Here is a 24,932-nt window from a genome sequence, read left to right as displayed (position 1 = left end):
GCCTTATTAGAAGCGACATGGAATAAAGATGAAGAATTAGTAGCTAAGTATATCGAAGAAGCGCATTTGGATACAGCGATACTAACATATAATAATGAAAATGCCCTGTCATATACGATTTCGATTGCGTATATATATGCCAGAAATCATTATACGATAATAAGAGAGATGCCAAGTGGTAAAGGGTATGCAGATATGGTGTTTATTCCAAAAGATGATAAACCAGCAATGATAGTAGAATTGAAGTGGAATCAGGAAGTAGAGACAGCTATTAATCAAATCAAAGCGAAGAAATATTATTATGGATTAGAGAAATATTTAGATGATCTAATATTAGTAGGAATCAGTTATGATAAAAAGAGTAAAAAACATATGTGTAAGATAGAGAATATTAATTAATATAATAAGATGCGATTAAAAAATTTATTGGTTAGTAAAATATATTTGCAAATTTTATTATTAAAGATTTTTAGATTATGTAATAGATGAATATTAGAAAGAAGTTATAATTTAAGAAATAACTAAGTGATTTGGTTATTGCTTGATAATGAGTAATAAAAAATAGAAATTAGATTTGATGAGGCGCTTTTTATTGATAATTCATTAAATTATTATCAAGCAGCAAATAATGCTGGTGTTGATTTTACCCTCTAGGATCGTGTTTTGATATATTCTAGAGTTGTTAAATAGGGGATTGAAAGGAGAAAAATATGGGTTTAATTAAAGCAATAAGTGGTTCTATGGGAGGCACTTTGGCTAATCAATGGAAAGAGTTTTTTTATTGTGAGGCAATGAACAAAGATGTATTAGTTACAAAAGGTGTGAAAAAGTCATCTAATCGTTCGTCAAATAGTAAAGGTGATGACAATATTATTTCTAGGGGGAGTGGAATTGCTGTTGCTGATGGGCAATGCATGATCATTGTTCAGCAGGGAAAAATTGTTGAAATGTGTGCTGAGCCTGGTGAATTTACTTTTGATAGTTCAACTGAGCCAAGTATATTTACTGGAAATTTAGGTGATTCTGTGATGGAAACATTTGGAACTATGATCAAAAGATTTACTTATGGTGGAGATACAGGTAAAGACCAAAGAATCTATTATCTTAATTTAAAGGAAATAATTGATAATAAGTATGGTACAGCAAATCCAATTCCTTTTAGAGTTGTTGATGATAATATTGGTTTAGATATTGATATTTCGATTCGCTGTCATGGGACTTATTCTTATAAAATCGTTGATCCATTACTTTTTTACGTTAATGTCTGTGGTAATGTTAGAAATGAATTTAAACGTGAAGAAATTGACAGTACTTTGAAAGGGGAACTGTTGACAGCATTACAGCCAGCTTTTGCAAGAATTTCTGATATCGGGATTCGTTATAGCAGGCTGCCTGGGCATACAATTGAAATTGTGGATGCTTTAAACGAGATTTTAAGTGAAAAATGGCAACAGTTACGAGGAATTAAGATTGTTTCATTAGCAATTAATTCTGTTGTTGCTAATAAAGAAGATGAAGAGTTAATTAAAAAGGCACAGCGAACAGCAATTTTAAAGAATCCTTCAATGGCTGCAGCAACTCTTGTTGAAGCTCAAAGTGAAGCTTTAAAAAAAGCAGCAGATAATGATGGCGGAGCAATGCTTGGTTTCATGGGAATGAATATGGTTCAAAATGTTGATAATCTAAATACCCAAAATTTATATGAAATGTCACAAAAACAGCAGGAAAAAGTCAAAAAAGCTAAAGAAGAATGGATATGTTCATGCAAAACAAAAAATACTGGTAAATTTTGCATTGAATGTGGCAAACCTAAAGTAGTTGGCTGGGTCTGTAAGTGTGGAAATATTAATAAAGGAAAATTTTGTAGTGAATGTGGAAAACCGAAACCGTTAGATGAACCATTATATCGTTGTGATAAGTGTGGCTGGGAGCCCGAAGATCCTCGTCATCCCCCAAAATTTTGTCCTGAATGCGGTGATGTTTTTGATGATAATGATAAAAGATAGTGGAGCTAAGCTATGGAGACGATGATAGTATATCGATGCCCTAATTGTGGTGGGGAAATCAAATTTGATAGTGATAAACAAAAATTAGCTTGTCCATATTGTGATTCTGTTTTTGAGATTGCAACACTAAAAGAATATCAGAAACAATATCAAGAGATCAAAGAAGATGAAATGGCTTGGGATGAGATAGCAGATCATGATGTTTTTAGTGCTGACAGTATATGCGTTTATTCATGTGAAAACTGCGGTGGAGAAATCATTGGAAATAGTCAGACGGTTGCTGCTACATGTCCATATTGTAATAGTCCTGTAATTATGAATAAAAACGTTAGTAATCAGTTAAAGCCTGATTTTGTCATTCCTTTTAAATTAGATAAAGAAGATGCTAAAGCTAAATTACAAGAGTTTTTTAAAGATAAACCCTTTTTACCCAAGACATTTAAAACAAACAGTACATTAGATGAGATAAAAGGAATTTATGTTCCTTTTTGGATCTATAATTGCACAGCAGAGGTAAAACAACAATATCGAGCAACTAAAACAAGACATTATAGTGACAGCAGATATGATTATACAGAAACCAAGTATTATTCATTGATTCGTGAAGGGAACATCGAATTTAATAATGTTCCAGTAGATGGTTCATCTAAGATTGATGATGAGTTTATGCAGTCGATTGAACCATTTGATTTTAATGAAGCAGTTGATTTTGATAGCGCATATTTAGCTGGTTATCTTGCTGATCGATATGATGAAAACAGTAAAGTCAGTGAAAGTAAAGCTAATAGTCGAATTAGAAATAGTACGAATACGATTTTTAAAAATTGTATTAGTGGATATGATCATAAAATATTAGAAAATTCCAGTATTGAATTAAAAAATAAAAAGATAACCTATTACTTTTTGCCAGTGTGGATCTTAAACTTATCTTGGGATGATAAGATCTATCCTTTAATGATGAATGGACAAACAGGTAAATTAATTGGTGATTTACCAGCGGATAAAAAAGAATTTTGGAAAGTAGTAGCAAGAAACACCATTATTATTACTTTGGTAATTTTTGTTATATATAATTTATAGTGGTAAAAATGAAAAAAATAAAAACGATTTTATTGATCCTATTAGTTATCTGCTTACCAATTCTTCCTGTACAAGCCCAAGAAAGTTATGTTTATGATCCCAATAATTATTTTAATACTAGTTGTTTAAATGTTTTAGAAACACTAACTAATAGTTTTCATGATAAATATAATCTTAACATATCAATCATATATATCGATAATGATGATGAAGGATTTGATTTATCTAGTTATGCAAACCAATATTATTATGATCACTATGGTGACAGCGATGGTATTGTTATTGCTGTCAATCAATCTGGCGGTTTTTATGGAACCCAGTATATCAATACTTATGGAAAAGCTAAAGAATATCTTGATCTAACAATGGATTTTAGTCCTTACTTTCATGTAAGCGACAAATATAAAGAAACTTATTCGATTCAACAAATTTTACATTTAGTCCGGTTAAATATTGAAGGTAGAGAAAGTTGTAAAAGTATTGTTGATATGGCCAATCTTTTAACGAATGAAGAAGTTACAGCGTTAGTTTCAAAAATCAATAATATAATTGCAGCTTATAGTCTAGATGTTGCAATCGTAACAACATATTCAACAAATGGTATTGGTTTAATCCAAAATTTTGCAGATGATTTTTATGATGAAAATGATTATGGACTTGGTTATACTTACGATGGTTTACTTTTAGTTTTAGATATGAAGGAACGTGAGTGGTATATTACAACTCATGGAAAAGCCATTGAAATTTATACTGATTCAATAATAGAAGCTTTAAAAGATGCGATACTGACTGATCTTAAAGAAGAAAATTATTATAATGCTTTTAATATTTTCGTTGATCAGGTTGATGAATATGCTAAAAATTATCGTGAGCCTGTTTCAACTACTGTAACAACAGAAAATAATCAAAGTTCTCACCAAAAATATTATCTTATTGAAAACCTGTTGGCATCACTCCTTATTGGATTTGTGATTGCTTATATAATAGGGAGATTGAAATTAAGGAAACTAAAAACAAAACAAAGGGTTTATGATGCAAATAATTATATCAAAGAAAATAGTTTTGTTTTAACTAAATCAAATGATCTATTTTTGTTTTCAAATGTTAAAAAACGTCGTAGAGAAGAGCAAAAACAAGATTATCATAGTTCTGGAGCTAAAACATCAAGTCATAAAACTACTAGCAAAGTTAGTAGCAGATCAAGTAGTAAAAGCAGCCGATCGACTACTCATCGTAGTTTTTCAGGACGTATTCATGGTGGGGGCGGAGGAAAGTTTTAAAAATTTGATTTATAAGAATATGATTTATATTATGATAGGGTACCTAAAATATTAGGTACTTCAATATTTTGCTGCTGATTTTATTAATTTATAAACTATAAAGATGTAATGAAATGATAGTATTATTGCAAATCAAAAAATAGTAGCTTATAATTATAAGTGGCTATAGGATGAAAAAATAGAAGGTGATAGACTGATGAAATTGTATGGAATTTATTTTAGTCCCACTGGTGGGACTAAAAAAGTTTTAGATATACTGATGAATGAATGGAAGATCGATACAGAATTAGTAGACTTAACTCAGCCGCAATTTAAGATAAAAAAAGTATTCGATCGTAATGATATTTGTATGATTGCGATTCCTTCGTATGGAGGACGAGTTCCTGAAATAGTAATAGAAAGACTAGCAAATATTAAAGGGGATCATATTAGAGTAATTTTGATTGTTGTATATGGTAATCGAGACTATGATGATACTTTATTGGAATTAAAAAATACTGTAAAAGATCATGGTTTTAATCCAATTGCAGCAATTACTGCGGTTGCTAGACATTCAATTATGAATCAGTTTGCCAGTGATAGACCAAATGCAATCGATCAGATGGAATTACAAGTTTTTAGTCGAGAAATTAAAAATTTGGTCGATATTAAAGAAAAATATCAGGAATTAAAAGTTCCTGGTAATTATCCATACCGTAAATATAGTGGTGTTCCTTTTAAACCAAAAGGAAATAGGCTATGTAATAGATGTGGCATTTGTGCTAAATCATGTCCTTTACAGGCTATACCATCGAATGATCCTAAGCAGGTTGATAAAAGTAAATGTATTTCCTGTATGCGCTGTGTAAAAGTTTGTCCTAATCAAGCACGGCAAGTTAATTTACTGCTTTTAAAAGCAGCGGGTAAATTAATGGCAAAAAAATGTTCTTTAAGAAAAGAAAATCAGTTATTTTTTGAAATGGAGTAAACAGATGAAAGTTGTAATTGCAATTGATTCATTTAAAGGAAGTTTAACTTCACTTGAGGCTGGTAAAGCAATTGAGCAGGGAATCAAACGTGTATATTTACAAAGTGAAGTTTTAATAAAACCATTAGCTGATGGTGGTGAAGGCACAGTTGAAACTTTAGTCGAAGGAATGAAGGGAAGGATCCGCAGTCTAAAAGCAATGGGACCCCTAGGTAATATGATTGAATGTTCATATGGAATAATTGATGCTAAAAATACAGCAGTTATAGAAATTGCTAAAATAGCTGGTTTAACTTTGATTGCTAAAGAACAAAGAAATCCTTTAAATACTACTACATATGGAATTGGTCAAATAATCATTGATGCAATTAATCAGGGCTGTCGGCATTTTATTATAGGAATTGGCGGTAGTGCAACTAATGATGGTGGAGTTGGAATGTTACAGGCATTAGGTTTTGAAATGTTAGATAAAAATGGTAATCAGGTTGAATTAGGGGCTAAAGGATTAAAAAAGTTAAAAAAAATTGATGATAATGGTGTTTTACCAATAATTAAAGAATGTGAATTTATGATTGCTTGTGATGTAACAAATCCTTTATGTGGACCTTTTGGAGCTAGTGCTGTATATGGACTACAAAAAGGTGCTGATCAAGAAATGATCAAAGAGATGGACATGTGGTTAAATAACTATGCTGTATTATCAAAGCAAAAATTTATTGCTGCTGATGCTTGTTTTCCCGGTAGCGGTGCAGCAGGTGGTTTAGGCTTTGCTTTTTTAACTTATCTAAATGCTAAATTAGAATCGGGAATTGATTTGATTTTACGTGAAATTAAATTAGAAGAAGAAATTAAAGATGCTGATCTTGTAATTACTGGTGAAGGGCGACTGGATTTTCAAACAGCGATGGGAAAAGCACCAGCTGGAGTCGCTAAATTAGCTAAGAAATATCAATTACCAGTTATTGCTTTTAGTGGAGCTGTAGCAAAAGGGGCAGAAAAATGCAATGATCTTGGAATCGACGCTTATTTTCCTATTTTAAGAGATGTTATAACTCTATCAGAGGCAATGGATCAGCAGACTGCTAGCGAAAATATGATCAATGCTGTAGAGCAGGTTTTTAGACTATGGCAAATATGTGAAAAAAGCAGGTGATATAAATTATGAATCGATGAAAATATTAAGCTAAGGCTTGTAAAGTAATTGTTTATATTAGTCTATTAAGATTCCTAGCGATTAGGATGTATTATGCTAGGAAAATAGATATTTAAAATTATTTAATTAAATTATTTATAATTAATAAAAAATTGTGGGGGATGGCACATGAAGTTTAAAGTTATTGACAAAGAAAATTGGAAAAGAAGCGAATATTTTGATCATTATTATTCAAATGTACCTTGTACATATACAATGACAGTTAAATTGGATATTACAAAGATAAAAGAATCTGAACAAAAATTATATCCAACATTGTTACACAGTATTACTAGCATTGTTAATAGACATGAGGAATTTAGAACAGCATTTAATTCAAATAATCAATTAGGAGTTTTTGATTATATGTTTCCTCATTATACAATATTCCATAAAGAAACAGAAACTTTTTCAAATGTTTGGACCGAATATACAGAAGATTATGATGTTTTCTATGAACTATACAAACGAGATATGCGGGCTTTTGGATCTGTAAATAAAAGAGAAGCTAAACCAGATCTGCCAGCTAATACTTTTAATATCTTTGCGATACCATGGATTACTTTTGAAGGTTTCAATTTTAATTTACAAAAAACGCAGGATTGTTTATTACCTATTTTTACAATAGGAAAATATTATGAAGAAAATGGTAGTTTGATATTACCTTTAGCTATTCAGGTGCATCATGCTTTATGTGATGGTTTTCATCTTTGCCGTTTTGTAAATGAATTGCAATATTTAATAAATCGGTTATAAAATATTACTTGACATAAAGATTACTTTAACATGTAAAATAAAACTGAGGTGATTAATTATGAAATATCGTTTATTAGGAAAAACGGGCATAAAGGTTAGTGAAATAGCGTTAGGCTGTGAAGGCTTTATGAAGAAAAGCATGGCAGAAGTTAAGGAATTTGTTGAAAAAGCCCATGAAGAAGGTATTAATTTTATTGATTTTTATTCTTCTAATCCAAATATTCGTAGTGCTTTTGGTGAAGCAATAAAAGGTAAACGCGATCAATGGGTAATTGAAGGGCATCTTTGTACTATCTGGAGAAATGATCAATACTTAAGAACCCGTAAAATTGATGAAGTAAAAGAAGGATTTAATGATCTTTTGACAAGACTTCAGACTGATTATATTGATATTGGAATGATTCATTATATTGATGCACAAAGTGATTTTGATGAAGTATTTAATGGTGAAATCATTAAGTATGCGTTAAGTTTAAAAAAGCAGGGAATAATAAAATATTTAGGAATTAGTTCTCATAATCCTAATATTGCAATCAAAGCTGTTAAAACAGGTTTGATCGATGTAATTTTATTTTCTATAAATCCTTGTTATGATATGTTACCGCCAAGTGAAGATGTTGATGATTTATGGAATGATGAAAATTATGAAAAACCATTGATAAATATTGATCCTGTTCGTCAAGAACTATATGAATTATGCCAAAGTCAGGAAGTTGCTATTACTGTAATGAAAGCTTTTGGCGGTGGGGATCTGCTTGATGAAAAATTATCACCATTTAAGGTAAAGATGACACCATTACAATGTATTCATTATGCTTTAACAAGACCTGGTGTCGTTTCTGTTATGGCTGGAAGTCATACGATTGCCCAAATGCAGGAAGCAGCTGCTTATAGTAATGCATCTTTAAAAGAAAAAGATTTTGCTAATGTACTTGCAAATGTTGAGAAGCATTCTTTTTTTGGTAATTGTGTTTATTGTGGGCACTGTGCTCCATGTACAAAGAAAATTTCGATAAGTGATGTTAATAAGTTTACGGACTTATGCATAGCTCAAGGTGAAGTTGTTGAAACTGTAAAAGAGCACTATGCTGCACTAAAACATCATGCTAGTGAATGTATTGCTTGTGGTAATTGTATGAAAAATTGTCCTTTTGCAGTTGATATTATTACAAAAATGAAAAAAGCAGTAGAAATATTTGGTTATTAGGAGAAGAAGATGATTGAGAAATTTGATGTTAAAATAACACCTTTTAATTTATTTAGAACGATTCATGTCTATTTACCAGATAATTATTTTTATAGTGATGAAAGATATCCTGTTATGTATATGTTTGATGGACATAATTTATTTTATGATGAAGATGCAACTTATGGTAAGTCATGGGGGTTAAAGGAATTTATGGATCATTATGATAAACCATTAATTATAGTTGGTATTGAATGTAATCATGAAGGTCATGAGCGTTTAAATGAATATTGTCCATATGATATTAAGAAAGGCTATTTTGGGCCAATCGAGGGTCGTGGTAAACAATTGATGGAGTGGCTTATCGATGAATTAAAACCCCTAATTGATCATAAATATCGTACTTGTCCTTTTAGAGAATGCACTGGTGTTGCGGGTAGTTCAATGGGTGGTTTAATGGCTTTATATACTGTAATTAGACATAATCAGTATTTTTCTAAAGCAGCTTGTATTTCACCAGCAATATCTATATGTATGAATGAACTTAAGCAGGAGTTAAAAGATAATCAAATTGATGAAGATACTAGGGTTTATTTTAGTTTTGGAACAAAAGAAATCAAAAATGTTGATAAGATGTTTAAAAATATTTCTTATTTTAATGATTATTTGCTTAGTTTAAATGCTAGTAGTTATATTAATGTAGTTGAAAATGGTGAACATAATGAAAATTCATGGCAAAAAGAAAATATTGTTTATTTAAATTATTTATGGAAATGAAGTTCAAACTAAATCTTTGAACTTTTTAGTATTATAAATATATAGGAGACGGATCAATGATTTTATATTTTAGTGGAACTGGTAACAGCAGATATCTTAGCGAAGTACTTAATTCAGAAATTAAAGATGAAATTATTTCAATAAATGATTGTTTAAAAGCAAAGAAAAGCTATACTTTTACTAGTAAAAAACCGTATGTTATTATTTGTCCTACATATGCATGGCAAATTCCACGGGTTGTTGAAAATTTTATTAGACAAACAAATTTTAAAGGTAATAAAAAAATATATTTTATTTTAACTTGTGGAGGTGGAATAGGTAATGCCAAAAGATATGTAAAAAAACTTGTTCAAAAAAAGAATTTAGAATTTATGGGAATAAAAGCAGTAATAATGCCAGAAAATTTTATTACGATGTTTAAGGCTCCAGAACCAGGAGAGGCTAAAAAGATTATTGCTAGAGCTATCGAGCCCACGTTACAACTTGGTAAAATAATAAAAAAAGAAAAGAAATTTGAAAATGATAAATATCATTTCGGTGATATTATAAGTAGTTCTCTTATAAATAAGTTATTTTATACGATATTTGTAAAAGCTGATGGTTTTTATGTTAATGAAAATTGTACTGGCTGTGGTAACTGTAAAAAAATATGTCCTTTAAATAATATCGAAATAAGTGAAGAAAAACCTAAGTGGTCAAATCATTGCACCCAATGCATGGCCTGCATTGGCTCATGCCCTATGCAGGCTATAGAGTATAAAAATAAGACCCAAAATAAAGTTAGATATTATTTAAATGAACATTACGAGTGATAAAATGCAAGTAATAATAACACCATCTAAAAGAATGAAAGATGATATCACTTATCTTGAACCCAAAAGCTGCCCAGTATTTTTAAAAGATACAGAAATTTTATTGAAACAGTTAAAAAAACTATCAATCTCAAAAATTAAACAGCTATTAAAATGTAGTGATAAGATTGCATTTGAAGCATATACTAATTACCAAAAAATTGATTTAAAGAAAAATACAGTTCCTGCTATTTTATCATATGAAGGAATTCAGTACGATAATCTAGCTGCCCATATTTTTACTATTGAAGATTATGAGTTTACTAACAAATATATTCGTATTCTTTCTGGTTTTTATGGTGTATTAAGACCATTTGATGGGGTCGTCCCATATCGTTTAGAATTAAATAATAAATTATCTTTTGGTAAGTATCGTAATCTTTATGAGTTTTGGGGTAATAAAATATATCTTGAATTAATTAAGGATGATAAAGAAATTCTTGATTTAGGGGCAAAACAATATACTAGAATATTAAGAAAATACTTAAATGATGATGTAAAATATGTTAAATGTTATTTTATGGAAAAAGTAAATGATGAGTATAAAGAAATTGGCGTATATGTAAAACAAGCGCGAGGAGAAATGGTTCGTTATATCGTGAAAAATCGGATTACTACTTTTGAATCAGTAAAGAAATTTAGTGGCTTAGGATATCGTTTTTGTTTAGAAAAATCAGATTCTCAAAATTATATTTTTGTTCGTGAAAAAAGAAAATCCACTTGACTTTATTACGAAATTTGGTAAAATGTTGATTGCGGCAACAGCTAGGATATACGAATACTCGACGTATAGCTTGGGGTTAGCTAAGTTAAATTAATGGAGGAAATAAGAGATGTTAACTAAAGAAGAAAAAACCGCAATTATGCAAAAGTATGCTACTAAAGAAGGAGATACAGGGTCTCCAGAAGTACAAATCGCAGTATTAACTGCTGATATCAACAAATTGAATGGTCATTTTAAACAACATCCAAAAGATAAACATTCAAATAGAGGTTTATTAAAAAAAGTTGGACGTAGAAGAGATTTATTAAAATATTTAAAAAATAAAGATATCGAAAGATATTCTGCTTTATGTGAAAGCTTAGGATTAAGAAAATAGAAGATGCTTATGCATCTTTTTTTTTGATAAAAAATAATCTAGGAATTTTCCTAGATTAATATCTTTTAAATCTTAAATATGCAGTTATATTACCAATAATGATCATAACAATACCAATAATAATATATATTAATAAATAATTGTTAATTGCAGATGTAACAAAATCATAGAAATATTTCGGTGATAAGCTTATTTTACCAACAAAATTACCAAAATAGATAAAAGCTGGAAGAATCAGACATATTAACCCTGTACTTGATAGGGCATAAGCAAAATATCTTCTTCTAGTACGAAAATGACTATGTAAATGATATAAAATAAAACTAGCTATTAAGATCAATAAAATTAAAATAATTGCAATGAAATAATAATATGTATTGTACGTATTAATAAGATTAATTATTAAATCTAAATAAGGAATCGTTAAATAAGTTTGATAATAATTAATCAAATTATTTTTTAATGTTGCAATAGCTGTTTCTTCTTCACTATTAATGATAATATTAGCTGATTGGAGATATTCATCAATATCCTCAGTTAATTTTGTTTCAAATGTCGTAGTATCGATATCAGTATTACCGGTTGAAAAAGCATTTTCAATATAGTTTTTCATTATTTCATCTGCTGTTTCTTCATCAACGTAATTTTCAAACATTTCTAGAGGAAATCCCGTAGACTGTGTCTCCTGCTGAATTTGTTTATTTAAATTAATAACAGATTGTCGATAAAAATCAGCACTTTCCATTTTAGAAGTTAAATAACTAGAATTCATGATCGTTACATTAGTAACTGTTAAAACAATGAAGATACTAATAAATATAGTCAATAATAAAGCTACTAAATATGATAAATAATTGCGACTGCTTTTTCTACTCATCTTACTGTCCCTCCACTATAGTAGGTCCACTTATTTTATCAGCATATACAAATAATCGCTGTGATTTATAGCCGATTATTTCAAATGGATAACATGTATATAAAATTAATTGTTCTTGTTCATCTTGTTCGAGATCATAATTACTGCTATCATTGGCATCAGAAATTTTAGTATTAGTAATTTTATACTCAAAATCTCCATAATGTGTAGATATTTTAATTATATCGCCAACTTTAATATCACCTAAAGGTTCAAAATATGGTATTGAATGGCCTGCGATCAAGATTGTTCGATTAAAACCAGGTAAAAAAGATCCCCCAAATAGCCCTACACCATTACGAAGCTGGTCTCTACCATCTCCGTAATATAGATTTACGTTGATATCTACAGAATCAATGGTTAATTTTCCAAATAAATCACCATAGGTTGGCTGAACTATTTGTGATGCATTGATCGTATCCGAAGCTACTAATTTATTTGCATATAAATCTTTAGAATTTTCATCATTTAAAGTAGGTGCATAATCATTGGAAATTAAGCTATAGATAGACATTAATGGCTCAATTACAGGACTTATTAATAGATATAATGTTAAATAACAAAGAAGCGTAAAAGATAATGGCACTAAAATTAGTGCCATCACCTTGCGCTGTTTATGATTTAATTTCATTATTTAGAAAACAAATGTTTTTTCTTAGCATAATATCCTGCACCTAATAAGATAACAACTAGACCTGATGCAATAACTACAGTTTGAGTTATATCATAACCAGTTTTTTTAATAACCTGAGTTGTAGTATAAATTAGTTTATCACCATCATAAAATAAAATTGTTCTATCAGCAGCATTTAATGTAACTGTTAAACCGATTGCACCTCCCGCTGCTTGAAGAAATTCTAAAATATCATATGCTTGTTTTCTTGTAATCGCATCAAAATTAGTAATATGATTAGCTTGCATATAAGCTTTAGTAGCTTCAATATTGTTAATAATAATATTTTTTTGCTCAGTAGTTAAATCGAATCCATCTTGCATCATATAATTTTCTGCTGTATTAATATCAGCAGCTTGTAACTTAAGTGTAACGCCATCTACTTTTACTGTAGAATTTAATGCAGTTAAAAGTTCTTTTTCGTTATCATTTAAATATCCTACTGCATGTGTAGGTGATATAGTTGAAATAGCAAGAAGACAAGCCACAAGTAGTGAACTGATGATTTTCTTCATATTTCCTTCTTCCTCCTTTTTGAGTTTACATGTACATACATACTTATAATATCCCTTTTTTTATTAAATGACAAGTAATTTCACAAATTACTTTAAAATATTTTTATTAATATATTCTAAATCAAGTAATTTATTTAGAATTTGTTGCGATAATAATTCACTATATTTATCATTACCATTTATATCATTAGCCCGAAGACTGGCAGGAATTTTGTTGTTAGAGATATTTTGTAAATCTTGTTCAGTAGCAGTTATTCCAGCATCTGCTAAACCATCATCTAACAAATAACTTTTAAAATCTAGATAATGCTCACCAAAGGCAGTCTCTAAAGACTCATTGGTTTCATTACGATCATCTTGGGTCAATGACACAACGATATATTTATCAGTATTAAAAGCACTGATGATTTGTTTTTGATATTCAACTAAACTTCCGTTAACACTTTTTTCATAAGCACCACTATAAAGAACTAATATACCATCAGGTTCGATATTATTATTAACTTGAATCAATGTTGGTGAGTTAACGATTGATTGTTCACCAGGCTGATCTCGAGTAAATAATAATGTGTTACCTTCATAACGATAAGTAATTTTACCTGTAATACCGTTTATTGTAACACTATCGATTGAACCTTGGCTTTTTAAAAGATCATTATTAGCTTTACCACCTTGATTCAAAAAGACGATTGGGGTAGGAGTAGTTGAGGCTGGTATCGTTAATTTATCAACGTAGACAGGAGTAACTCCTAATTTTACTAGCAGACCAGCACTTGTTATATTTTTATCACCGATTAATTTGATATTAAAATTGGCAAGATTGTCTATATAAGCTGGATAAGCGTTGTTTTGATCTTCGATTCCTAAAGTAGTACTATCACCGACACAATACAAAGTTGGAATATCAGTTGAATCAGCTTTATTTGAATTATTATTTGTTGTTTGATTATTTTCATTTTCTTCAATATTAGCTGTTTCACTAGTACTATTATCAGTAAATTGATTGGCAAAGTTTTGTGTTTTATTACGATCATAAATAAATATTAAAGCAGTTAAGGCACATAGAACAATGACAACGATGGCAAAAATAAGATTACTTTTCTTTTGCTCAATCATTAATAATAGTAATAATAGTAATATCCAGAATTTGTACCATCGTTTTCAATTTGAGTTAAAACTGTCCCTAAAATATTTACATTATTTTTTTGTAAAACTTCAACTGCTGCTTTAGCATCTTTACGATTTGTGGTCTTAGATGAACATACAAAGACCGTTCCATCTACTACGTTGCCAACAGGAATAGCATCACTTACTAGCATTACTGGTGGACAATCAACAATAATGAAATCATAACTTTGCTTTAAAGCTTTAATGAATTCTTCAAAAACCGGATTACTTAATAACTCTGAAGGATTAGGAACTTTCACCCCAGAAGTTAAAACAGTCAAATCGCCAACAAATGATTTATCTTGTATTTTTTGAAAACATGATTGATTGATTTCTTTTGTTTTTCCATAATCGATCAATGCATTAGTAAGACCACTACTATTTGAGATATTTAAATATTTATGCTGTACAGGTTTTCTTAAATCAGCATCAATCAGTAAGATATTAGGATACTTTGTAGCATAGATCATCGCTAAATTTAATGCTGTGGTACTTTTAGATTCAGTTGGTACAGCAGATGTAAGGTTAATTGCTTTGATATCCTGTCCAACAGTTGAATATTCAATGTTTGTACGAATATGACGGTAAATCTCTTTATAATCTATTTTATTATTTTTTTGTTTAGGATTTGTTATTAATAACGTTGATTTGTTTTCGTGTTTTGTTTTTTTCTTTAACATTTATTTTCTCCTTTTAAACCAGGGTATTTTTGTAACTTTCACAGGTAGAACAGCTTTCCCGTTAATGATTGCAAGGGGATTATCATACATTAACTGTTTTATTTGATCCTGTGAATATTTTTTTATTAATAATTCATAAGTATCTTTCAAATTTGGACATCTATGATCGTTACTTCGATGGGTATCATTGGCAATAACATGAATAAGACCTTTCTCTAATAGTTTATAAGCATTATTTTTTATATGTTTACCATGTTCACCCAAAAAACTTGAACTATTTACTTGAATGATATAGCCATTATCGATCCATGACTGAATCATTTGTGAATCTAATTCGTTGTAAAAGTATCTTTCAACATGAGCAATTACTAATTTATATCTTAAAGAATATTCATAAAGTCGATCATCACTTTCGTCATTAATACCTTGAGAAAGATTGAATTCTACTAATAAATAAGGACCATTATTCAAAGGTATTAATAAATTGTTTTTCAAACCCATTAGATAATCACTATTAAGCATTACTTCACTGCCAAAATATCCTTGAATTCCATAATTTTTAGCTAATTCAATAAATTCTTTGATCCTTTGTTTAATTAAACAAAGATCAGTGGTTGTTTCAGGAATAATATGTGGTGTGGCTACTATTTGTTTGATACCTTGAGCTTGTGCTTTTGTTAAGGCAGATCTAGCCTCCTCAAGACTACTAATACCATCATCAATATCCCAGGCATAATGACTATGTATATCAATAAATTCCATTATTGATCCTCAAAATATGGAATGACACCTAATACTGGTAAATCTAAAACTTGTTCGGCAACTTCACCGTTTTTAATTTTACTATCTAATAAATATGCTAATAAAATATATCCTAAAGATATTACAACTCCAGCAACTGCTCCTAACATCATATTCTTTTTAATACTTGGAGAAACGGGACTGGTATTGATTTCAGCATTATCAACAATGATAATATTGGAAATATCTAACATTTCTTTTACTGTTTCTGTAAATACACTGATCGTTTCATCAACAATTCGTTTGGATAGACCAGGATCAGTAGTGATTGCCCCAATTTCAATGATCTGAGTGTCTTCAGTATTAGAAATTTGTAAAGCACCGCGAACTAAGCTAGTCGAAATATCTAAGTTTTTTGCAATTTTATCCTGGATATTGTTTCCCTGTAATAATTTAATATAATTAGCAATCATGGAATTATTAGAATTTAACTGTGTAGAGTCAACCGTTCCATCTACTACTTGTGCTTTTAAAAGAATCGTTCCTTGAGAAGAATATTTTTTATCAACCATAAAAGTTGTATAAGAACCAGCTACGATAACTCCTACCAACATAAAAATAATAATTAGTTTAAGATGTTTTTTTATTAATTTAAATAATTCTGATAAGTCTATTTGTACCTCATCATTTAATTCAGTTTTATCCATAAGTCCTCCTAATAAATACGTTTCAGGAGTATTATGCTTTATTAACAGATAAATTGCAAGAATTTATCGACAAAAAATGTTAAAGAATTACTTTTTTTATTTAATTTAGACGTCTATAATAATAAAAATCTAATAATCTAAATTATTTCTTTGAAAAATAAGAAATAATAAAAAACCACTTGATTTATTATTATAAATTTATAATAATAGAGTTGATTTTGTCATATAATGTTTTTAATTTATTTTTTTGACTTATTATAAAAGGGGAGGGTTTGATTCAATGGATGAGACAAGAAATAAATCCCAGTTAAATTTTAGAAGAATCATCTTGATGCTGGTAGATTCATTATGTATCGCATTATCAGGATATGGTGCACTGCTGCTTAGATTTAATGGCCCAATACCTAATCAGTATCTAGAAAACCTGACAGTAATGCTTTTACCGATGATTGCCTGCGGTCTAGTAGTCTTTTTCTATTTTAAACTTTATCACAGCTTGTGGCAGTTTGCCTCAATTATCGAACTTAAAAATATTGTATTAGCGACTTTTGCTGACAGTATCGTTAACGTATGTCTTCTTGAAATTACCGGTAATGATCTGCCTAGAAGCTGTTACTTTATTTATTTTCTTCTTTTAACAATGTTTTTAGGCGGGAACCGTTTTACTTATCGTCTGCTTAGACTAAAAAAAAGTAAGATTGGCTTTGGCAATGTTAAAAAAAGAAAAGATTTAGAAAAAGTCATGATCATTGGAGCCGGTCTTGCCGGTGAAAAAGTATATCGTGAGATCATCAATTCTCAGGAAGTCTATAAACAGGTAATGTGCTTTATCGATGATGATCGCTCAAAGCAGGGACGAAACGTCCATGGCGTAATTATTTATGGCGGCAGAGATAAGATCATTGAAGCAGCTGAAAAATATGAGATCGAAGAGATTCTCGTAGCAATACCTTCAGCAGATAAAAAGGAATTAGCAGAAGTATTAAACATTTGTAAAGAAACGAAATGCAAGATCAAAAGATTACCGGGAATCTATCAGTTACTAAACGGTGATATCCATATCAGTGACTTTAAGGAAGTAGAAGTTCAGGACTTATTAGGACGAGATCCAATCGAAGTCAATTTAGAAGATATCATGGGATACGTAACAGATAAAGTAATCATGGTAACCGGCGGCGGTGGATCGATTGGAAGTGAGTTATGTAGACAAATAGCAGCCAACAAACCAAAACAGCTGATCATCGTCGATATTTATGAAAACAATGCTTATGATATTCAATTAGAACTAAAAGATAAATATCCAAAATTAAATTTAGAAGTAATGATTGCATCGGTAAGAAATACGAAGCGCATGGAAAGTCTGTTTGAAAGATTTCATCCCGAAATCGTCTATCATGCCGCAGCCCATAAACATGTACCACTGATGGAGGATTCACCAAATGAAGCAGTGAAGAACAATGTTTTTGGAACCTTGAATACTGCCAGAGTGGCTGACAAGTATGGAGCGAAACGCTTTATTCTGATTTCGACCGATAAAGCGGTAAATCCAACGAATGTCATGGGAGCGACAAAAAGGATCTGTGAGATGATCGTGCAGTCATTCAACAAAAGATCAAAGACAGAGTTTGTCGCAGTAAGATTTGGAAATGTCTTAGGATCAAATGGATCAGTGATTCCATTATTCAAAAAACAGATCAAAGCAGGGGGACCAGTAACGGTAACCCATCCAGATATCATCAGATATTTCATGACGATACCAGAAGCCGTGTCACTAGTACTCCAGGCAGGGGCATATGCAAAAGGTGGCGAAATATTTATCTTAGATATGGGAAAACCAGTCAAGATAGCAGATATGGCAAGAAATCTAATCAAGCTTTCAGGACATGAACCAGATGTAGATATAAAGATCGTGTATACGGGACTTAGACCAGGGGAGAAACTGTATGAAGAGCTGTTAATGAAAGAAGAGGGGCTACAGGAGACACCAAATAATCTGATTCATATTGGGAAACCAATTGAGATGGATGAAGAAAGTTTCTTTGAAAAATTAGTAGAATTAAAAAAAGAAGTATACGAAGAAGTTGAGGATATCAGGCCATTTATTCAGGAACTGGTACCAACTTATACATATAAAAAACCATTTAAAAGAAAAGTACCAGAAGTAAAATCTAAAGAAAAAATTTAAAAAAGATTATCAAAAATAATCGTCGCGATGTCGCGTTATTGGCGATAATCTATAATATTATTAAAAGTCGGTATAAAAATACGGACTGGTAAAGTATGCCCAAATGGAGGTATTTTCATGTATGATAACTGGTATGTTATTCAGGTTAAAAGTGGAAAAGAGGAGAAAATCAAAGAAATTTGTCAACGATTGATTTCACCAAAAATATATGAAGAATGCTTTATTCCTAAATGTAAGCGGATGAAAAAATATCGTGGTAAGTGGAGTGAAGTAGAGGAGATTTTATTTAAAGGTTATGTCTTTATGATAACTGATCATATTGATATATTATTTAACCAATTAAAGCTTATTCCTGATTTAACGAAGGTATTAGGAAATGATGGCAGTAATATTTTACCGATTCTTGAAGAAGAAGCAAAAGCGTTGCTTAGATTTGGTAAGAGCGAGCATATTATTGAAATGTCAAAGGGTTATATTGTTGGGGATGAGGTTAATATTATTAGTGGACCTTTAGTTGATTATCATGGTAAAATCATCAAAATAAACCGGCATAAACGTGTTGCTTATATTGAATTAAAGTTATTTGATCAGATTACTATCGTAAAGGTTGGTTTAGAAATTATTAGTAAAGAAATGTAGAAAATATTTAGATATGTAAAAGGTTTGAAAATCAGTTTCAAACCTTTTTGCTTAAATCTATTTGATCATTGATAAATTCCATATCTTGAGGAAGCGGGGTTTTTACAATAATTGGGTCATTAGTAATTGGATGGAGAAATTCTAATTTATAAGCATGTAAAGCAGTCCGCTTGATAAGTTTACTTTTATATCCATATAAAGGATCGCTTAATAAAGGATGATTGATTGAAGCTAAGTGAACACGAATTTGATGTTTGCGTCCGGTTTCTAGATCACATTTACAGACAGTATAGTTTTTTTGATGATTAGAACCTAAAATTTTTATCTTTGTAACAGCTTTTTGACCGTTTTTTGAGACTCTCATTTTATTTTGATGACGATCACGAGCAATTGCTTTATTAATAGTAATATCATGATCGATGATACCGTTACAAACAGCTAGATAACTTCTTTTAATTAGCTTGTTAGCCATCATATCGTCTAATAATGGTTGAATAAGAGGACACTTGCAAAATATTACTAGTCCGGTAGTATCTTGATCAAGACGATGGATATGGCGAATTGTTAAAGCTTGATTTGTTTCTAGATAATAATTAGCTATATAATTACATAATGTGTTTAATTCTTTTTTTGTTTCGGGATATATAATAGTGTTTATTGGTTTATCGACAATCAAAATAAAATCATCTTCATAAACTATTTTTAAAGGATATGCTTGGGGAAGGTAATCGATATATTCTTCATTAAAAGCTTTTATTTTAAATAGATCATTTTTGTTTAGTAAATGGGTTTCATTTACATAGTTATTATTTAAAAAATATTCTTTATTTTGTTTTAATAGATGAATAGTTTTTTTAGATAAATGTAACCAGTCTAGTAATTCTCTAACTGTTTTATTGGTAAACTGTTCATCAATGATCAATGTTAAATAATTCCCCTGAATTTTATAATTCATTTAGTTCACCCCTATTATATATTTAAAGTTTTTGAATAAATCAGGTCATCTGCATTATAACATTATATTAAAATTATTAAATATTTATTTTATTACAGTTTTTATTTGTTTTGGCAAATTCACTTTTTAAATAACCGGAAGTAATTGCACCAGTCGGACATGCTTTTTTACATGATCCACAGCGAATACATTCAAAATAATTAGCATTTTTAACAGGATCGACCTGCATTTTACAAACTTTAGCACAGTTATTACAATGACAGCATTTTTCTTTATCTACGCGATATTTAAAGATTGAAACAGAATTAAACAAAGAATAGATGGCCCCTAGTGGACAAAGATATTTACAAAACGGACGATAGATGATAATTGATAAAATAATTATTGATGCTAAAAGAAAATTTTTCCAGACATATAGCCAGCTAAGAGCACTATGCATCGATTTGTTTAATAAAACTAATGGAATTCCGCCTTCTAAAGTTCCTACTGGACAGATCAATTTACAAAAATAAGGCGTGCCTTGACCTAGAATATCTACTAAAAATAATGGCAGCAGAATTACAAAAATCACAAGAATAACGTACTTTGATTTTCGCAAAAGACGATCAGCAGGAAATGTTTCTATTTTTTTGTAAAAAGGAATTTTATGCAGTAGATCCTGAATCAATCCAAAAGGACATAACCAGCCACAAATTAAGCGACCCACTAGTCCACCAATAAATAAAAGGAAACCAATCACATAAAAAGAAAACTTAAAATTCCAGCTTCCAATAACGGCTTGAAGGGAACCGATGGGACAAGCTCCTAATGCTCCTGGACAAGAGTAACAATTCATGCCTGGAACACATAAGTTTTTTAATTTTCCTTTATAGATTTTCCCTTGAATAAAACCAATTAAATAGCTATTAGTTAGTAACATCCAAAAAATTTGAATTCGATGTCGTCCCCACTCTTTTATTTTTATATTTTTCTTATCCAATTCCAATACACTCCAAACAAATATTTATCGCTTTTGTAAATAATACAGCTACTTCACCGCGATAGATTCCTAATAACATCATTATGAGTCCTAAAACAGTTATTAAAAGACCGTTTGCACATGAACGATAGCGCTTCATTAATTATCCCTCTTTAAATCAGCTAAATTATCTTCTATTAATTTTTTCCAATCTTCAAAATCACGACTGCCGCTGTAAGTTTCACCAACGATATTACCATTTTTATCGACAAAGAAACTTTCGGGAATTGCTTCAATGCCTATTAATCGCCCATTCATATAAGTTGAATCAGGTATTAAAATAGGATATGTGGCACCGGTTTGTTTAGCTAATGATTGTGCTTTTTCAAGATATTCTTGAATAATATTGCCTTTTTCATCTAAGACATCCAATACTACTCCTACAACATTAACTTTTTGTTCAGCCATGGTAGTATGGATTTTTTCTAAGTCAGGAATTTCAGCTACACAAGGCGAACACCAGGTAGTGAATATATTGATCATCGTCAAATCATAATCTTTGAACATATCTTGATTATATTGTTTGCCGTTGATATCTTTGATAGTAAATTTACCTAGTGATGTACCAGTAAAATCGGATTGTAGAGATTCGTTTACTGATACATTATTTTTATCAATATTATTGTTATTTGAGGATTCGGTAGAAGTGCAGGCGCTTAAAGCTGTAAGCCACAGCATCCCAGCAATTAAAATTTTATTACTTTTTTTATTTTTGAATGTCATTTAAAATTACTCCTTTTCTTTTAGTATCGTTACATAATTAAGATAAAATCTTTATTAAAAATAACGAAGATTGTAAATTATATTTGTTCTATTCAAGATGGTTTTAATTGAATAGAACAAACTATTATAAAATTAGTATAATATAAATTATTAATATTATGAAGACTAAAATACAATATGCTTTTAAAAGGATGATTGCATATAGTAAAAATGATAAAAAAGTAAGAAAGATTTTATTAGTATGTGAATGAATTTAAGATCGTGTTGAAAGGGTAAATGTGTTTGATTAAAGTAATTTCTTGAAGAATCAATAAAGTTTAAATTAGGAAGTAGTATTTGTATCAACGCTGTTTTTTATGACAAATTAAGGCAATTTACGACATTGCCTAGAAAAAAAAGATGTTATAGTATATAATTAATACGATAACGCTAAGAAATGAGGGAAAGTATGAAGAATATTACATTAGTTATTATGGCAGCAGGTATCGGCAGTCGTTTTGGTGGTGGGATAAAGCAATTAGCACCAGTGGGACCAAATGATGAAATTATTATGGATTATTCAATTTATGATGCAAAAGAAGCAGGTTTTAATAAAGTGGTATTTGTAATCCGTAAGGACTTAGAAGAAGAATTTGATCGGGTGATCGGCTCAAGAATCAAACAAGTTATCGATGTTGAATATGTATTTCAGGAGTTAAATAATATTCCTGAAGTTTATCAAGAAAAATTAAAAAATAGAACTAAGCCATGGGGAACAGGGCAGGCTATTTTATGTTGTAAGAATGTAGTTAAAGAACCATTTCTAGTAATTAATGCTGATGATTATTATGGTAAACAGGCGTATAAAGAAGCATATGACTATTTAGTTAATGATCAGGTAAGTAACGGTAAAGAACAAATTGCCATGGTGAGTTTTATTTTAAAAAACACTTTAAGTGATAATGGTGGGGTAACTAGAGGAATCTGCAGTGTGAATGAAGATAATCATTTAATTGATATAGTTGAAACACATAATATTGAAAAAGGCAATGATTGTGCATTTGTAAAAGCTGGTGAAGATATGATCAATATTGATTTACAAGTGCCAGTATCAATGAATATGTGGGCTTTACAGCCAGATATTTTTACAGTTTTAGAACAGAAATTTAAAAATTTCTTATCTCAGTTGGATGATGAAGATACAAAATCAGAGTATTTGTTACCAACAATAATAGGGGATTTATTGAAAGAAAAAAAAGCTGATGTAACTGTCTTGAAGTCACAAGATAATTGGTTTGGTGTTACTTATCAAGAGGATAAGCAGTCTGTAATTGATAGTATTAAAGAATTGATTAGTGCAGGTATTTATCCAGATAAGTTATATTAAGGGATTATGAAAAATAATCTCTTTTTTAAAAGGAGAAGTGATGATGGAAATAGTTGAGATGTTAGAAAAGGAAATAAAAGCTGGGAATTTTATAATTATTGAATGTGAATTTGATTATCAGTGTTATCGAGCTTTTTTGAAAAAAAGCTTACAGCTAAGGAAGATTATTATCAAATATGACAACATTTTTGATGAAACTTATTTAAAAGTATTTAATCGTTTACGAGATAGTATTTTAAAGGCATGGCGTATTTATGAAAAAGGTGATATACGAAGTGCCAGTAATATTATTTATAATATTCTTTTTTCAAATAAATATTTAAATCATTCTTTAGCTGATGAATTTGAAAAAGAGAGTAAAGTTGATTTGTTGTATCGAGGTCGGATCATCAATGATCATGATTTGATTGATGCCAAAAGATTTGTGAAACAAATTTTTCATATTCCTTTTGATAAAAGAAATCTTGTTGGTAATGAAAGATATAGTATTTCAGGATTTCCTTGTTTATATTTAGCTAGCAGTATTGAAGGTGTCAAAGCGGAATTGAATATAGATGATTTTACGGAAAATTTTTTTATTGGTGATTTTGAGGTTAAAAGACCGTTTAAATGTTTTGATTTAACACCATTCTTTTTAAAAGATCTTGAAAAAATGTCATTAATAGAGATAAAAATGGCAATGTTAAAGCTATTGTTATTGATGGCTTGTAGTATTAAAGTTAATAATAAAAAGAGTACTTATAGTTCAAATTATGTAATTCCACAATTGGTTACAGCTTCAATTGCCAGTAAGCGTAAATATGATTATCGGTGTATAAAATATTTATCAATCAAAAGTTATGAAAATAAACGTTTTGATGATAATTATGTTTTTATTCCTGAATATCATCAAGATGAATTGTATGATCATAAATTGTTAAGTTTATTTAATATAACTCCTAATAAAAATTATAGCGTTTTTAAAGAATTGATATATAACTAATTTGAAAAGAAACAAAATGTAAAAAGTGAAGGTGCTTTTTTGAATACATGTTGATATGAATATGAAAGGAATAAGACATTGAGCTTATTCCTTTTGTTTGTACATTATTAATAGTTTATTTTTTGTTTGATAATTCGTTTAGAGCTTCAATTGCATAAACAGCTTTTTGTTTTAATGATTCTTCTAATTGGCTAATAGCATCAAGTGTTTCTTGAACAGATTCATTAATTCTAATTAACGAATCAAGATCATTAGCTAAACAAACAGCTTTTTTTAATTTCATTGCCTCAACACAAATGATTGAAGACAAAGAAGCTTCTATCATAGCTACTGATTGAATAATTGCAGTTAAAGCGCAGCGTTGATCAACACAGTGAATGTTGTTGCAGTCTTCAATGCACCATTTGTCGTTACAATGTTTTTTATCATAAGATTCCATTCTCTCATCTCCTTTCTAATTTAAGATATGT

General features: G+C 29.9%; 28 protein-coding genes. 16 read left to right on the top strand and 12 right to left on the bottom strand.

The window, feature by feature from the left end; genetic code table 11:
- From BR82_RS0107045 to rpsO, 12 genes are all read left to right on the top strand, one after another.
- A partial coding sequence (locus tag BR82_RS0107045) for a PD-(D/E)XK nuclease domain-containing protein (protein WP_187116147.1) occupies positions 1–399 on the top strand: 399 nt, incomplete at its 5' end.
- A gap of 311 nt (positions 400–710) precedes the next feature.
- A complete protein-coding gene (locus BR82_RS0107040) occupies positions 711–2,006 on the top strand; it encodes an SPFH domain-containing protein (RefSeq protein ID WP_027089608.1) in 1,296 nt (431 codons plus the stop codon).
- Positions 2,007–2,018: 12 nt separating this feature from the next.
- Positions 2,019–3,086, top strand: a complete 1,068-nt coding sequence (locus BR82_RS0107035; RefSeq protein WP_027089607.1) for a TFIIB-type zinc ribbon-containing protein — start codon at positions 2,019–2,021, stop codon at positions 3,084–3,086.
- An 8-nt stretch (positions 3,087–3,094) separates the two neighbouring features.
- On the top strand, positions 3,095–4,366 hold the full coding sequence (locus tag BR82_RS0107030) for a TPM domain-containing protein (RefSeq protein WP_027089606.1): 1,272 nt from the start codon (positions 3,095–3,097) through the stop codon (positions 4,364–4,366).
- A 196-nt stretch (positions 4,367–4,562) separates the two neighbouring features.
- On the top strand, positions 4,563–5,333 hold the full coding sequence (locus tag BR82_RS0107025; protein WP_027089605.1) for an EFR1 family ferrodoxin: 771 nt from the start codon (positions 4,563–4,565) through the stop codon (positions 5,331–5,333).
- A gap of 4 nt (positions 5,334–5,337) precedes the next feature.
- Positions 5,338–6,486, top strand: a complete 1,149-nt coding sequence (locus tag BR82_RS0107020) for a glycerate kinase family protein (protein ID WP_027089604.1) — start codon at positions 5,338–5,340, stop codon at positions 6,484–6,486.
- Positions 6,487–6,654: 168 nt separating this feature from the next.
- A complete protein-coding gene (gene catA, locus BR82_RS0107015) occupies positions 6,655–7,281 on the top strand; it encodes a type A chloramphenicol O-acetyltransferase (RefSeq protein ID WP_027089603.1) in 627 nt (208 codons plus the stop codon).
- A 58-nt stretch (positions 7,282–7,339) separates the two neighbouring features.
- Positions 7,340–8,488 carry an aldo/keto reductase gene (locus BR82_RS0107010; protein WP_027089602.1) on the top strand — a complete coding sequence of 383 codons (1,149 nt, stop codon included), beginning with the start codon at positions 7,340–7,342 and terminating at the stop codon, positions 8,486–8,488.
- Positions 8,489–8,497: 9 nt separating this feature from the next.
- Positions 8,498–9,244, top strand: a complete 747-nt coding sequence (locus BR82_RS0107005; RefSeq protein WP_027089601.1) for an alpha/beta hydrolase — start codon at positions 8,498–8,500, stop codon at positions 9,242–9,244.
- A gap of 56 nt (positions 9,245–9,300) precedes the next feature.
- Complete coding sequence (locus BR82_RS0107000) at positions 9,301–10,056, top strand: EFR1 family ferrodoxin (RefSeq protein ID WP_027089600.1); 756 nt, start codon at positions 9,301–9,303, stop codon at positions 10,054–10,056.
- Positions 10,057–10,060: 4 nt separating this feature from the next.
- Positions 10,061–10,819, top strand: coding sequence for a peroxide stress protein YaaA (gene yaaA, locus BR82_RS0106995; RefSeq protein ID WP_027089599.1), 759 nt, complete (start codon positions 10,061–10,063; stop codon positions 10,817–10,819).
- A 109-nt stretch (positions 10,820–10,928) separates the two neighbouring features.
- Positions 10,929–11,195 carry a 30S ribosomal protein S15 gene (gene rpsO, locus BR82_RS0106990; protein ID WP_024722671.1) on the top strand — a complete coding sequence of 89 codons (267 nt, stop codon included), beginning with the start codon at positions 10,929–10,931 and terminating at the stop codon, positions 11,193–11,195.
- 55 nt (positions 11,196–11,250) lie between these two features.
- Here the strand turns inward: rpsO and BR82_RS0106985 are convergent, their stop codons facing one another.
- The 7 genes from BR82_RS0106985 to BR82_RS0106955 form a co-directional block, all read right to left on the bottom strand.
- Positions 11,251–12,072 (bottom strand): hypothetical protein, encoded by an 822-nt coding sequence (locus BR82_RS0106985; protein ID WP_027089598.1) that lies wholly within the window; start codon positions 12,070–12,072, stop codon positions 11,251–11,253.
- A gap of 1 nt (position 12,073) precedes the next feature.
- A complete protein-coding gene (locus BR82_RS0106980; protein ID WP_034864375.1) occupies positions 12,074–12,712 on the bottom strand; it encodes a class D sortase in 639 nt (212 codons plus the stop codon).
- Between the two features lie 29 nt (positions 12,713–12,741).
- On the bottom strand, positions 12,742–13,299 hold the full coding sequence (locus BR82_RS0106975; protein WP_027089596.1) for an LPXTG cell wall anchor domain-containing protein: 558 nt from the start codon (positions 13,297–13,299) through the stop codon (positions 12,742–12,744).
- An 87-nt stretch (positions 13,300–13,386) separates the two neighbouring features.
- On the bottom strand, positions 13,387–14,415 hold the full coding sequence (locus BR82_RS0106970) for a hypothetical protein (protein WP_034864365.1): 1,029 nt from the start codon (positions 14,413–14,415) through the stop codon (positions 13,387–13,389).
- Positions 14,415–15,146 (bottom strand): CpsD/CapB family tyrosine-protein kinase, encoded by a 732-nt coding sequence (locus BR82_RS0106965; RefSeq protein ID WP_027089594.1) that lies wholly within the window; start codon positions 15,144–15,146, stop codon positions 14,415–14,417. The genes BR82_RS0106970 and BR82_RS0106965 overlap by 1 nt, the downstream gene beginning before the upstream one ends.
- Complete coding sequence (locus BR82_RS0106960; protein ID WP_027089593.1) at positions 15,147–15,908, bottom strand: tyrosine-protein phosphatase; 762 nt, start codon at positions 15,906–15,908, stop codon at positions 15,147–15,149. It abuts the gene before it with no gap.
- The gene (locus BR82_RS0106955; RefSeq protein ID WP_027089592.1) at positions 15,908–16,594 is read right to left on the bottom strand and encodes a YveK family protein; all 687 of its coding nucleotides are present in this window, start codon (positions 16,592–16,594) and stop codon (positions 15,908–15,910) included. The genes BR82_RS0106960 and BR82_RS0106955 overlap by 1 nt, the downstream gene beginning before the upstream one ends.
- Positions 16,595–16,874: 280 nt before the next feature.
- Between BR82_RS0106955 and BR82_RS0106950 the strand changes: the two genes are divergently transcribed.
- Together BR82_RS0106950 and loaP are read left to right on the top strand one after the other, a co-directional pair.
- Entirely contained in the window at positions 16,875–18,779 is a 1,905-nt protein-coding gene (locus BR82_RS0106950; RefSeq protein WP_027089591.1) for a polysaccharide biosynthesis protein, read from the top strand.
- Between the two features lie 117 nt (positions 18,780–18,896).
- The gene (loaP, locus tag BR82_RS0106945) at positions 18,897–19,418 is read left to right on the top strand and encodes an antiterminator LoaP (RefSeq protein ID WP_027089590.1); all 522 of its coding nucleotides are present in this window, start codon (positions 18,897–18,899) and stop codon (positions 19,416–19,418) included.
- A 37-nt stretch (positions 19,419–19,455) separates the two neighbouring features.
- Here loaP and BR82_RS0106940 read toward each other — a convergent pair whose 3' ends face one another.
- The 4 genes from BR82_RS0106940 to BR82_RS15350 form a co-directional block, all read right to left on the bottom strand.
- Entirely contained in the window at positions 19,456–20,373 is a 918-nt protein-coding gene (locus BR82_RS0106940) for an RluA family pseudouridine synthase (RefSeq protein ID WP_027089589.1), read from the bottom strand.
- A gap of 76 nt (positions 20,374–20,449) precedes the next feature.
- Positions 20,450–21,352 (bottom strand): 4Fe-4S binding protein, encoded by a 903-nt coding sequence (locus BR82_RS15360; RefSeq protein WP_240474525.1) that lies wholly within the window; start codon positions 21,350–21,352, stop codon positions 20,450–20,452.
- Positions 21,345–21,491 (bottom strand): CD1871A family CXXC motif-containing protein, encoded by a 147-nt coding sequence (locus BR82_RS15355; protein WP_034864362.1) that lies wholly within the window; start codon positions 21,489–21,491, stop codon positions 21,345–21,347. The genes BR82_RS15360 and BR82_RS15355 overlap by 8 nt, the downstream gene beginning before the upstream one ends.
- Positions 21,491–22,114: a TlpA family protein disulfide reductase gene (locus BR82_RS15350; RefSeq protein WP_051592774.1), complete on the bottom strand. Its 624-nt coding sequence runs from the start codon at positions 22,112–22,114 to the stop codon at positions 21,491–21,493. Before BR82_RS15350 ends, BR82_RS15355 begins: the two co-directional genes overlap by 1 nt.
- 448 nt (positions 22,115–22,562) lie before the next feature.
- Here BR82_RS15350 and BR82_RS0106920 point away from each other — a divergent pair, with 448 nt between their 5' ends.
- Both BR82_RS0106920 and BR82_RS0106915 read left to right on the top strand, forming a co-directional pair.
- On the top strand, positions 22,563–23,480 hold the full coding sequence (locus BR82_RS0106920) for a nucleotidyltransferase family protein (protein ID WP_027089588.1): 918 nt from the start codon (positions 22,563–22,565) through the stop codon (positions 23,478–23,480).
- 43 nt (positions 23,481–23,523) lie between these two features.
- Entirely contained in the window at positions 23,524–24,462 is a 939-nt protein-coding gene (locus BR82_RS0106915; protein WP_027089587.1) for an RES domain-containing protein, read from the top strand.
- A gap of 115 nt (positions 24,463–24,577) precedes the next feature.
- On the opposite strand, the gene BR82_RS0106910 is transcribed toward BR82_RS0106915, so the two are convergent.
- A complete protein-coding gene (locus BR82_RS0106910) occupies positions 24,578–24,901 on the bottom strand; it encodes an alpha-helical endospore appendage domain-containing protein (protein WP_024722626.1) in 324 nt (107 codons plus the stop codon).
- Between the last annotated feature and the right edge of the window lie 31 nt (positions 24,902–24,932).

This window comes from Thomasclavelia saccharogumia DSM 17460, from assembly GCF_000686665.1.
Lineage (GTDB): Bacteria > Bacillota_I > Bacilli_A > Erysipelotrichales > Coprobacillaceae > Thomasclavelia > Thomasclavelia saccharogumia.
The sequence above is the reverse complement of the archived record's forward strand: the minus strand, read 5'-3'. Positions and strand labels throughout refer to the sequence as shown.